The 13,012-nt window shown below is 36.7% G+C and carries 8 protein-coding genes and 1 riboswitch; of the genes, 1 reads left to right on the forward strand and 7 read right to left on the reverse strand.

The genetic code is table 11. The features are described from left to right. Positions 1–13: 13 nt before the first annotated feature. The gene (locus C8J95_RS00735) at positions 14–2,932 is read right to left on the reverse strand and encodes a TonB-dependent receptor (RefSeq protein ID WP_107807200.1); all 2,919 of its coding nucleotides are present in this window, start codon (positions 2,930–2,932) and stop codon (positions 14–16) included. Positions 2,933–3,015: 83 nt separating this feature from the next. After that, positions 3,016–3,111: riboswitch (SAM riboswitch) on the reverse strand. 308 nt (positions 3,112–3,419) lie between these two features. On the opposite strand from C8J95_RS00735, the gene C8J95_RS00740 reads away from it, so the two are divergent. Then, positions 3,420–3,830 carry a type II 3-dehydroquinate dehydratase gene (locus tag C8J95_RS00740; protein WP_107807201.1) on the forward strand — a complete coding sequence of 137 codons (411 nt, stop codon included), beginning with the start codon at positions 3,420–3,422 and terminating at the stop codon, positions 3,828–3,830. Between the two features lie 77 nt (positions 3,831–3,907). Here C8J95_RS00740 and pckA read toward each other — a convergent pair whose 3' ends face one another. The 6 genes from pckA to C8J95_RS00770 form a co-directional block, all read right to left on the reverse strand. Next, positions 3,908–5,491 carry a phosphoenolpyruvate carboxykinase (ATP) gene (gene pckA, locus C8J95_RS00745; protein WP_107807202.1) on the reverse strand — a complete coding sequence of 528 codons (1,584 nt, stop codon included), beginning with the start codon at positions 5,489–5,491 and terminating at the stop codon, positions 3,908–3,910. 95 nt (positions 5,492–5,586) lie between these two features. Further along, complete coding sequence (locus tag C8J95_RS00750) at positions 5,587–6,498, reverse strand: GYDIA family GHMP kinase (RefSeq protein WP_255412691.1); 912 nt, start codon at positions 6,496–6,498, stop codon at positions 5,587–5,589. Between the two features lie 57 nt (positions 6,499–6,555). Beyond that, the gene (gene fabD / locus C8J95_RS00755) at positions 6,556–7,431 is read right to left on the reverse strand and encodes an ACP S-malonyltransferase (RefSeq protein WP_107807203.1); all 876 of its coding nucleotides are present in this window, start codon (positions 7,429–7,431) and stop codon (positions 6,556–6,558) included. Between the two features lie 58 nt (positions 7,432–7,489). Then, positions 7,490–9,391, reverse strand: coding sequence for a LysM peptidoglycan-binding domain-containing protein (locus C8J95_RS00760; RefSeq protein ID WP_107807204.1), 1,902 nt, complete (start codon positions 9,389–9,391; stop codon positions 7,490–7,492). Between the two features lie 37 nt (positions 9,392–9,428). Beyond that, complete coding sequence (bshC, locus tag C8J95_RS00765; RefSeq protein WP_107807205.1) at positions 9,429–11,021, reverse strand: bacillithiol biosynthesis cysteine-adding enzyme BshC; 1,593 nt, start codon at positions 11,019–11,021, stop codon at positions 9,429–9,431. 9 nt (positions 11,022–11,030) lie between these two features. Further along, complete coding sequence (locus tag C8J95_RS00770) at positions 11,031–12,971, reverse strand: putative porin (RefSeq protein ID WP_107807206.1); 1,941 nt, start codon at positions 12,969–12,971, stop codon at positions 11,031–11,033. Positions 12,972–13,012 lie beyond the last annotated feature (41 nt).

Here is a 13,012-nt window from a genome sequence, read left to right on the forward strand (position 1 = left end):
CCTTTATTTTTAATTAAAATGTTGCCTGTAATCCGAAAGTCACTGTTCTCATTGCCGGATATCTGTAATAGGTTGTTCCGTCAACTGTCTGCTCAGGATCCATTCCTTTGTGCCCGTAGAATGTTAATAAATTCTCTCCCTGCAGATAAATTCTGAATCTCTGAAGTCCCAGATTAGCGAAAGTATCTTTTGGCAATGTATAACCTACACTCACATTTTTAAGTCTTGCATACGTACCGGAATAAAGGAATCGGGTTGATGTGGATGTCCAGTTATTAGTTGTGGTACTAAGTGCCGGAACATCTGTATTTCTATTCTCAGGTGTCCACCTGTTCAGTATTTCTTCACCCCAGGCCCTTCCTGCTGAATTCCCGTTGGACAATAGCATTGTATAATCGCTATCCAGTATTTTCCCGCCTATACTGTATGATAATAATGCCGAGAAATCAAAGTTTTTATAGGTTATAGATGTACTAATACCTCCTATCCATTTAGGCAGCGAGGAACCTTGCAGCATTTTGGTCGCTTTGGAATACTCAGAAGTTGTTCCTTCTACAATATTTCCGCTAGCATCTGTCGTTTGTGTTTTCCATAATGGCGCTCCGTTGTTAGGATCTACTCCTGCCCATGTTGGAATAAAGAAGTCATATACAGATCCTCCTACCTGCAGCAGTTTTGTTCCGCTAACAATAGAACCTTTTGGCAATTTTGTAATCTTATTTTTTGTAGTAGTAGCATTGATATCCAAATCCCAACGGAAATTTTCTGTTTTTATGGGTGTTGTCTGCAGGCTAATCTCGAATCCGGTATTTTGCAACTCACCAATATTATCGGAATAACCGTTGAATCCTACAGATGGCGCCAATGGCATTGTAAATAATAAATCCTTACTCTGTCTTTTAAAATATTCTACATTACCTCTGATTCGGTTATTCAGAATAGCAAATTCTAATCCTACATTCAGGTTCAGATTGGTTTCCCATTTCAGGTCCGGCGTTGGAAGCCTACTCGCCACAGTTCCTCCTTCACCAAGATTATTATAAAAAGCGTATAAACTCTGGTATGCATAAAATGTACTCAGTCCATCATTACCTTGTCCTCCATAACTGGCTCGTAATGTCAATTGATCAAAAAAGTTCAGGTTCTTTACAAAGTCTTCGCTCGAAAGTTTCCAGGATCCACCAACCGACCAGAATGTTCCCCAACGATTTTTAGGAGAAAATCTTGAAGATCCGTCTGCTCTTACTGATCCGGCAAGGAAATATTTATTCTGATAATCATATTCCACTTTTCCTAAGAAACTAAGTAATGATCTCTTATCACTATTCCCACTAAATCCACCTAATAGGGCCGCAGCATCCGGCTCAAAATATCCCGGCAATGAGAACTGGCTTCTGTTACCTGAAATAATCTGATACTCATACTGATAAAATTCTTGTCCTGCCAATACATTAAAATGGTGCTGTCCAAATTTTTTATCGTAGGTTAAAATATTACTGGTTGTATAAGAAAGTGTTCTGTCACTACTTTTGGATACGGACCCACCAGTTTCTTTTCCTTGCCCTAAAAGTAGGTTGGTGTAATAATGCGTATTAAGACTTACCAAATCCACAGACAAGCTTGATTTGAATCTAAGTTCCGGAAGGAAAATAAACTCTAAGAATCCTTTACCAGAGAAATTATCAATTTTTCTTTCATTTTTATCCAGAGGGAGCGTTGCTGCTGCGTTCTCATTCTGTAAAGCACTGGTAGGTCTGTATTTACCAAAATCATATATTCTGTTTCCATTTTTATCCAAAACATAGCTTCCGTTTTCATTCCTTTCATAATAAGGATAGAATGAAGGTATTACTCTGGCAGCATTTATGACATTATCCGTTCTGGAATCTGATGCTGGTGGAGCTTGTTGAAGCGTATTAACGTAGCTTAAGTTAGCCCCGGCATTCAACCAGCTTTTTACTTGTGAGTTTATTTTTAATCTCGCACTGTATCTTTTGAATCCGGATTCTATAGCCATTCCTTTCTCATCCAAATATCCCAGGGAAAAGAAATAGTTTCCTTTTTCATTACCTCCGCTTAAATCTAAATCTACCTGGCTTCTGGATGCAGTTCTTTGCAAGATATCACGCCAGTCATCATTCCACAAGGCGGTAGCTCCCGGCAACAACTTACCATCCAGGCCAACTGGTTTAGAATAAGCAGGACCGTATGGATTAATCCCTAAACTGGAAATAAGATTATCTGTTGCCATTTGTGCAGCCTGGCTCTGAGAAATTTTAGGAGACACATAACCGTTCCTTAGAGCTTCCCAATACAGCTGAAAATATTGATCTGTATTTACCTGCTTATAATCTTTTACTGCACGTCCAGAAAATCCCTGGCTAATATTGAAGTTGATTTTAGACTCTCCTCTTTTTCCGGATTTAGTTGTAATTACAATAATTCCATTTGCACCTCTGGAGCCATACAGCGCACTTGCTGTTGCATCTTTTAGTACACTGATAGATTCTACATCATTAGGATTTATAGCATTTATATTTCCATCGTAAGGAATACCATCTACCACGTAAAGCGGAGAACTGGATGCACTCACAGAGCCTATTCCTCTAATTCTTATTGCTGCTGTTTCACCTGGCTGTCCTGAAGCACTTACAGCCTGCAATCCTGGAACCTGTCCTTCTAAAGCTTTGGTAATATTGGTAATTGGTCTGGTTTCAATTTTGCTTCCGGAAACTGTTGCAACAGATCCTGTATAGCTGGATCTCTTTGCTTTTCCATAAGCTACAACTACCACTTCATCAATTTCTTTTTCCCGAAGAGAGTCTTTCTTCCCTTTTGTATTCTGACCATAAATCCCCGAAACTCCCAGGAAGAATACCGCTACCCCTATCGGTATTCTAATATTAGCTTCTATTGCTGATTTTCTAAGCATATTAATATTTTTTAATTATCTATCAAAAAAATTCCCTTTGCATAATAGACAGCAAAGGGCATTTATAAATACAAAATACCTATTGCTTATCTTTCCTTAAAGGCTGAATGTAACACCTTGCGTCGAGCAGGTTGTCAAGATATCATCGGGTCAGTTCCCTCCATCTTTCTTTATAAGCTTGGTTATAATTATGAGGCAAAGTTATAAATAGAACATCTATCAAACAAGTAGATTTTTAGATTTGTTAAGAATTTTTAACAAAATTGAAATTGAAAAATTCACAAAATACTGTTAAATAAAGCGATGAGGAAAATTCAATAAAATTAAAAACTGATAAATATCATGTAAAATAAATATTTAACAAACGGTCGTTAGCAATAAGTGAATACAGTACATAATTTACAGCTAATTCTCACCTTTTGACCTCAATAATACATAATAGGTGTTGGATTTTGGTTGTTTTTGTAAAAACATCTAAATTTATCCTATGAAAATATTAATTGTCAACGGCCCGAACCTAAACCTTTTGGGAACAAGAGAACCTGAAATATACGGAACAACCTCTATGGAGGATTATCTGCAAGAACTCAGACAAGAATTTGTTCAGGATGAGATCTTGTATTATCAGTCAAATATTGAAGGGGAGCTTATCAACAAAATACAAGAAGATGATTTCGATGCTCTTATTGTTAACTTTGGAGCTTTCACTCACTACTCTTATGCCTTGGCAGATTGCCTGAAGAATATTCGTAAACCTAAAATAGAAGTTCATATCAGCAACATTTATAAGCGTGAAGAATTTCGTCAGAAATCGGTAACAGCAACATATACCGATGCTATTCTTTCAGGATTTGGAATGAGGGGATACAGATTGGCTTTAATGCACCTACTCCATTAAAAAATACTCTTACAAATACAAACAAAAAATCCTCAGTTAATTTTAACTGAGGATTCTTAACTTAAGAAAAGTTTATCTTAAATCACTTCTGCTTCTTTTCTTGGAGCTCCTGCTAAGATGCTTTCATCTTTAATGTCATCGAATCTTTCGAAGTTTTTATGGAAAGCTGATGCCAAAGATCTTGCTTTCTCAATATAAGCATCGTAAGAATCCCAGCTGTTTTCCGGTAGTAACATAGACTCATCGGAAACACCTTCACATGATACAGGAATCTGTACCTTAAAGATAGGACTTTCTTTGTAATCTACATCATTTAATTTACCATCTAATGCAGCGGAGATAAGAGCTCTTGTATCTTTAAGGCTCATACGCTTCATTTTACCGTTGAAACCAGTATTCACCAACCATACTTTTGCATCTGCACTTTTTATTTTTTCAGATAACATTTTCCCATACTCAGTTGGATGAAGAGGCATAAACGCAGCACCAAAACATACAGAGAATGTAGTTTGCGGTTCTGTTACACCAACCTCAGTACCTGCAACTTTGGAAGTATATCCTGAAATAAAGTGATATGCTGCCTGCTCCGGAGTAAGCCTAGAGATTGGAGGCAATACACCAAATGCATCAAATGTTAGGAAGAAAATATTTTTAGGATTCTTTCCGATAGAAGGAACCTGAATATTGTTAATAAAATCAATCGGATAGCTTACACGTGTATTAGGTGTAATGCTGTCGTTTGTATAATCTGCCTCACCATTCTCATCAAAAAATACATTTTCAAGAATAGCACCTGGCTTTATAGCACCATAGATATCTGGTTCTTTTTCTGCAGAAAGGTCAATAGCTTTAGCATAACATCCACCTTCAATATTGAATACAGTATTATCCGGAGTCCATCCATGCTCATCATCCCCGATTAGTTTTCTGTTCGGATCTGCTGAAAGAGTTGTTTTACCAGTACCAGAAAGGCCAAAGAAAATAGCTGTTTCTCCATCTGCTCCGGCATTAGCTGAACAGTGCATTGGCAATACATTCTGTTGAACAGGGAGTGTAAAGTTAAGTGCAGAGAAAATACCTTTTTTCATTTCACCGGTATAAGCTGAACCTCCAATCAGAGCAATTTTTCTCTTGAAATTAAGAATAGAGAAATTATGTTGTCTCGTCCCGTCTCTTTCCGGATCTGCTTTAAAGCTTGGTATACAAAGAATCAACCAGTCGGTTTCACCAAAAGATTCAAGCTCATCTACCGTAGGACGGATAAACATATTGTATACAAACTGATTAGACCAAGGGAATTCGGTAACTGCAGTAATTTTTACCTGGTAACGCTTATCTGCAACTGCAAACGCTTCTCTTGCATATAAAGGAATCTCAGAAGCATATTCTGCTACTCTATCATATAGCGCATCAAATTTTTCACTGTCGAAAGGAAGGTTTACTTTTCCATCCCACCATACTCTGTCTGCAGTAACTTCATCTTTTACGATGAATCTGTCTTTAGGAGAACGTCCTGTAAATTCTCCTGTGTTAATTGCTAAAGCGCCAGATTTTGCAACAAAACCCTGTTTGAGATTAACAGTTTCCTGTACCAGTTCTTCTGGAGACAATTGCCATTTAACATTGCCATTTTTAATTCCGAATTTTTCTAATGATCTCATTACTTTACTTTTCAATTGGCTAAAGTTAATAAAATTTAACAAGTAGCCTCAATGATATTCATCATCTTACGAAAAAGTTCTTATAAATCTGATTATCAGAAAATTAATTGATCATAGGAAAAGAAATTTGGGAATCCATTATGCAGAAAATAGCTTTCATAATCCCGGAATTTTGAGGTCAAAATGAAATCCCCACCCCATGCACCCAAACTTTTGAAAAACGAAGGGGCATTTTCAAAATATTTTTCTTTAACCGTGGGTATTTTAAGAAAATTACTCATGGTTTTTTCGTGTTCATCCATTATAAGTGAAAATTTTTCTAAATTATCACTTTCCAAAATTTCTTCTGTAAGTTTTGAAAAATAACAGATTAGATCTTGTGATTTTTCCATTTGCCTGTACATCGTAATTCCTTCGCGGGAGTCTTGTTTTTTGTTCAGATGAACGAATAAAAGCTGGTCTTTGAAGCTTGGTGAATAATTTACAGTTTCAACAGTTTTATTTCCACCATTCCGGGTATAAATAATTGGAGCTCCAACTTTGGCTACTGCGATATCATAACCGCTCCCCCCCAAAGCAATATCATTTAGGATAAATGCATCCACTCCTCCCCAGTTTGCAATATTGTTCATAAGGGTAGAACTGCTCCCCAATCCAAAGTTCTCGGGAAACTGCACATTAGATTTCAATCTATAAGAATCATCGCCGGATAATTTTACAGAATCTAAGTCTTTAAGTGTTTTAAAAATTTTAAGAATAAAATCTGAAGCCGATTCTATATTGGTATCCAAGATGCTAAGATCTTTGTAATCTATACAAGTTTTTAACCACAACTGTCCCTCCCGATATGTTTCCCAATGGATTTGAGACTTATGATCAGTGATTATTTCAGCTGAAAGATTCTGTCCTAGTTTGGTTGGAATAGCCAGAGCTTTTGCCCCATCCAGAACAAAATACTCGGATGTCAGTAATAATTTGCCGTGAGAGAAAAAATGTTGTTTATCCAAAATGGGTAATTAAAGAAGAGACACAAATTTCTTTGTGTCTCTTTATTTTTATTCTGATTAAAATGCAGAAGATGTTTCGACTGCCGAATCTATTTTTTTGATCAGCCCTTGTAGAGTTTTACCTGGTCCAACTTCAACAAAGTTAGTAGCTCCGTCTTTTATCATATTCCTTACAGACTGTGTCCATTTTACAGGTCCTGTAAGCTGTTTGATAAGATTTTGCTTAATCTCTTCAGGATCAGAAACTGCTGTAGTTGTAATATTCTGGTATACCGGAATGATAGGTTTATTGAATTTTGTTGTATTAATAGCTTCTGCTAATTCTTCCTGAGCCGGCTGCATTAAAGGAGAATGGAAAGCTCCGTTTACTGGTAATAATAAAGCTCTTTTGGCACCAGCTTCTTTTAGCTTGGCCATAGCTTCCTCAACAGCCTGAGTTTCTCCAGAAATTACCAATTGTCCCGGGCAGTTATAATTAGCCGGAACAACGATCCCTTCTACAGAAGCACAAATCTCTTCAACTTTGTCATCGTCAAGACCTAAAATAGCAGCCATAGATGAAGGGTTAGCGTCGCAAGCAGCCTGCATTGCCAAAGCTCTTTTTGAAACTAGGCGTAACCCATCTTCAAAAGAAAGAACACCATTTGCTACTAAAGCTGAAAACTCCCCTAAAGAATGTCCTGCAACCATCTGTGCTCCAAGCGCATCTACAGCCTTAACTGCTGCAATAGAGTGAATAAAGATAGCAGGTTGTGTTACTTTAGTTTTTTTCAGGTCTTCATCTGTACCTTTGAACATCGTGGAAAGAATATCAAATCCCAGAATATCGTTAGCCGATTCCATTAAATCTTTAATTTCCTTACGGCTATCGTAAAGGTCCATTCCCATTCCAACAAACTGTGAACCCTGTCCAGGAAATACTAATGCTTTCATTCGTTTAAATTATTTTGTTTGTAAACCTACTTAAAATTTAGTAGTATAGCACTTATAATTAAGGATTTAGTCTTATGACACGATATCCTTTATTAACATAAGCACCTTCTTTTGTTTTTTCGTATTCAAATTTGGTTGCCAAATGTGTCTGACTTTTGCCCATTTGTCTGAAAATTTCTCCTTTGGAATTTTCTCTGGAAAGCGCGTCGTTCATTACATCAAATCCCACAACCGCATATTTAGACGGGGACTTACAGAACTTAGCATTATACTGTGCCAATACTTCTTTCTCGAAATTTCCGTCAGTATTAATCTTTCTGTCCATAATGTAAACCATGTTTACTTTCCCCAGATCTGCTTCTTTTTTATCAAAGTCATTGGAATAGAACATACTGAATGCCTTTACCCCCGAAACCTCTTTTCCTAAAGAAACCATTCTGTTGGTAAAAGAAGATTTTGTAGCCTCATTATCCGATGCCAGAACTGCAATTACAGGAGCGGACTGTCCTGTCATCATATTCTTATCAACCTGAATATCATTAGGATTTGCTACAATAGCAATATTTGGTTTTTTAAGAGATTTTTCTAATCTTGTGCGAATATCTTCAGCATAAGAATCTCCTACAATGTATATTTTCTCTCCGTTATAAGAGTCCGAAACTTCTTTAGCAATTCTCTCTGCATAGGTAGAAGCATCTGTTTCTATAATGATCAGATTACCATATTTATACAAATCCTTAGAGTTTGCAAAAGGAGAGATTACCGGGATTTTCTTTGAAGAAACATAAGACATAAGTTCCACAACATCAGACTTGAAGAATGGCCCTACAATAAGATCTGTATTGTCCTTATTAATGGAAGTTAGTGCTTTCTGAAATGAAGATTCGCTCCCTTCGTCTATTACATTAATATTTAACTTTTGTCCTTTCGCTACATTTCTCTGGATTGCCAGTTTAGCTCCTGTTAAAAAGTCCAGTGCAGCATTTCTGTATTTCGCATCATTGGTATCGAATCCGAATGGCAACAACAGAACAACGTTCAGTGCATCACCTGAAGATTTGATAAATGAGCTATCACTAGATTTTTTAATTTTAAGAACCATTCCGGCTTTTAATCCGTTTGAAAGCTGTGGATTCAGTTCTATCAACTGATCCAAACTTACGCCGAATTTATTCAGAATACCAAAAATAGTATCTCCCGGCTGAACGGTATAAGTAATATCGTCTGCCGTAGCCTCGGTTTTTATGGTTTCACGTTTAGGCTGTTCTGAAGGAGTGTCATCTATTTTTGAAACCTTTGGCTTTTCTTCAGGTTTTATAGCTTCAGCTACAACACTTCCACTTCCTACAACAATGGGTACTCCGGGCTGAAGTCCTTTCTCTTCTAATCCAGGATTCATACGGAATAAATCTTTCTGAGAAATATTAAATTTCTTGGTAATCTTATAGTAAGTATCTTTTGGCTGAACCAGATAATTTTCTGCTTTAGCAGATGTTTCTACAGGTTTTTCTTCGTGCTTTTTCTCCTGAACTACAGGCTCAGCAGAAACTTCGGCAACACCATATTTTTTAATATTTGCAGCAGGCAGATTAATCTTCTGTCCGATTTGCAGCCCTTCTCCTAATTCAGGATTCAGTTTTTTGATATCTGCTAATGAAACATGATAATCTCTTGAAATAGCATACAAGGATTGCCCTTGTTTTACAGCTATCTGTCCTGAGGTTGTTTTGGCTGTTACTGTTTCAGTAACATTTTTTCCTGTTTTGGATATCACAACGATATCTCCAATATCCAAAGTTTTGTTTTTTACATCCGGATTCAGTGCATAGAACTGATCCAGTGTAAGACCATATTTTTTGGAAATGCTATACGGATTATCTTTAGCTATTACTGTATGTGTCTTTTGTGCAGATGCAGAAAGCCAGAAAACAGATAATGCTGATATAAATAATTTCTTCATTAGCGTATATTATTATGCAAAAATAAACTTTTTGTTTTTATAAAACCACCACTGTTAATTCAGGATGGGCAACTTCGATATTCTCGTAACAAGTATTAAGCCAGTTGCGTCCATTTTCAGCATAGAAGTTACTAAAATTAATTTTACGTTCCTGCCATACTCCGGCAGGGTTTACTACTTCATATAATTGGTTGTAGCGCTGATAGAGATCTGCCTGCACAATTTTTTCTGCACGAAGCAATCTTTTATGCATTCTCTCGAAAGATTTAAGCTGACGGACTTCTTCCGCTGCCACAAGGTTACCAAATGTTTTATCGGTTGTTTCCGCTTGCTTCTTCAGCTCGCTGAACATGGATTTGATATTTTCTTCTTTTTCTTCCAATAATGGTTGCAGAGATGTTTTCCCAAGCAGTTTACTGTGAACAACTTCCTGATAATTTCCAAAGAAATTTTCTACACATAAGTCCAGTTTTTGGATCTTACGAAGTGTTTTCTCTGTAATAAAGGCCAATGAATTTCTGGGTACTAAAATCGGGAATTCTACATCTATTGCTTCAAAGAATTTCTTGAGTTCCAGCCAGTACATAATCTCTGCGTTCCCGCCGATATAAATAATATTGGGTAAAACAGTTTCCTGGTATGCTGGCCTCAGAACAGCATTTGGACTAAACCGCTGAGGGTTAGTATTCAGTTCTGCTAATATTTCTTCCTCACTAAAACTAATATCTGTATCTACAACATGATAGGAACTGCCGGTCTTTTCAATTCTGTCTCTTGACTCATCTCTAAGGTAAAAGAGATTTATCTCTCTCGGATTAACCTGAACCTTACCATATTGATTAATCAGAACATCAACGGTTTCTTTAGAATTCTCATAAAGACTATTTTCCAGTAGTTCTTTTCTGAAAACAGGAGCGGCCAATGCTTTTAGTTTTTTATCATCTCCATTAAGGATAAGCAATCCTGAATCTCCAAAAATTCTGTTAACCAAAATTCTTGTAGCAAGAGTTAGCGATCTCCCTTCCTGATATGCTTCCTTTGCCCAGCGGACTAATTCGGTTCCGTATGTAAAATCTTTAAATTCTTTTTCAAAAACATCCAGGAAAGAAAGATCGGAGGACTTAATCCGTCCTACTGCTCCACCTGATTTTTCTTGAATCTGATAGAAATTACCTTCTGTTTTAAAATGGTTAATTTCATCAAAATCATGATCTTCTGTTGCCATCCAGAATACCGGAACGAAGTTTTTCCCTTCATTATTCTCATTCAGATATTTGGCGGTTTTTATGGTCTGAAGAATCTTATAGATAAAGAATACCGGCCCGGTAAATAGATTTAGCTGGTGCCCCGTGGTTACAGTAAAAGTATTCTCCTTACGCAATAGCTCGATATTCTGCATCTGCTTGGCGCTAATAGCTATATTTCGCATCTGCTTTGTAAGAACCTCCGTAAGAACTTCTCTGTGTCCGAAAGGATAATTTCTGGATTTTTTATTTGCCTGTGCTAAGGCATTATCTTTACTGAATTGTAACCCGTGGTACGCTGAAAGATTACCATTCAGGTAATCCTTCAACATTTCAGGAATGCTTGGTATGTCCCTGAAATCAATATTAAAACGACAATCTGCCATTCTTCAAATTTATGAAAAAATATACCAAACTATACCCAAATTAAGCCTGAAATCGGCAACCGGATAATATGGCGCAGCAAAACCTTTATTCCCTGATATTGTTGTATTAATCTGCTGTCCTTCTATAAAGAACATCATGGTTTTTACTTTCAGATTAATATACAAGTCCATCATTGGTTTTCCACCGATAGAATAGCCCGATGTTGCACTTGGCAGTACAAATTCGTTAAGTACCGGGAAAAATTCTCTGGAAGCAAATTTGCTGAAGTAATATGCTTTAACTCCTGCCTGAACTTCTGCCGCATCTTTGAATACTTTGGACTGAAAATATACATTTGCACGCCCAACAAAGCCAGGCATTGGCATAAGGTCTTTATTATTAATTGCAGACTGGAATAATACTCTTCCGTTCAGATGGAATTTTCCATATTTAAAAGTTGCATCTCCTCCAGCCTGAGTAATATTAATGGATGAAGTTGACTGCTGCATCTGTTTGTTAGCATCAATATAGGCATAGTTTCCAATACTGAAATAGTTAAGAAATGCTGATGCATCGAACCATTTCAGTCTCACAATACCTCCGGCTTCTAAAACGCTCTGATTTTTGAAACCTAAATTAACATAGTTGAAGTTTCTATATTGAGACCCGTTCAACAGTAGGTTAAATGATGGCGCTCCGGATTGGAAGTTTAGTTTCCCTTCTACAGCAAAACCTTCTGCAGGAATAAAGGAAACTTTGTTATTGATACGAATAAAGTTCCCGAATGTGCTTCCTGTAGTATATTCTGCGGAAGAATTGAGATCGAATCTATTCCAGAGTTTAACCTGCAAATTTCCTTCTACTCCTATTCTATTCTCTTTCCAAACGGTGTTATTATCTACAACATTATTCGGCAGGAAGATCTGATTGGTTCCCAAAATTACATTCTGATATTTCAGTCCGGCATCTAATTTAAATTTCTCTCTATCAAAAACCAAGCTTACAACATTAGTCAGTTTTTTAGAATACTTTTTTGTTGATGGAAAAAAACCACTGATAATATCTGCTGCATTGGTTGTATAATAGCTTTCTGTTCCATTCTGAGTGTAATAATATTTATTCCCCTCATGCATCAACATATGCCTGATCTTCAAAGGAAAAGCATCATTGATTCTGAATAAACCAAAATCATGACTCAGATAATACCTTCTGTAAGAAAAGAAGCTCTCTGTATTATTCAGGTTAACCTCCATATTCAGCCTGTTATTAAAACGGGAATCCCCGCCTAAGAACTGATCTAAAGTTTTGATACCACCGTTTTCTTCATTATTCACATTCTGATTAAGGTAATGTGCATAAAGCTCGTAACGCCCTGTTTTATTCTTATAGTGCGCTCCGGCATTAAAGTTATTGCTCGCTGAAAGGTTTCTCTGGTAGATCCCCTTGGCACGCAGTCCCATATAATTAACAAAGAAATTAAAGTCTTTCCCTATATTCTGGGTATAAGTAGAGCTTAGTACATGTCCGCTTCCGGGTGCTGTGTGATATATAAATGTAGTTGTAGGTGTTTTTACATCATAGTATTTAATATCATCTACGCCTAATATACTAAAGGATTTTCCTGTTGGTAATACCGCAAGATTCTGCTGTAGATTAGTTTCGTACACTAACGGATTAAAAGTCTGTCCGGAGTTAGCGAACTGGACTTTCCCGAAGTTGTCTTTGTTATTATACTGTGAAAAGATATATGTTTTTTCATGTGAAAAAACTGTATCAAATATCTTTGCTTCCCCTCTCTGCGTTTTGAATTTATAGTCGCTAATTACCGGTCTAAAGATTTTCATAGAATCTTTTTTACCATTATCTACAATAACAGAATCTTCTGCAATTCTATTATTATCAGTCTTATTAACAACCTGTGCCGATATAGTTCCCGACACCAAAACTACCCATAAAAAAAAGTACCTCATCTTGTTGGAATGAGGTACAAAAGTAGAGATTTTTTTGATAA

The sequence above is a fragment of the Elizabethkingia sp. YR214 genome (assembly GCF_003058195.1).
Taxonomy (GTDB): domain Bacteria; phylum Bacteroidota; class Bacteroidia; order Flavobacteriales; family Weeksellaceae; genus Elizabethkingia.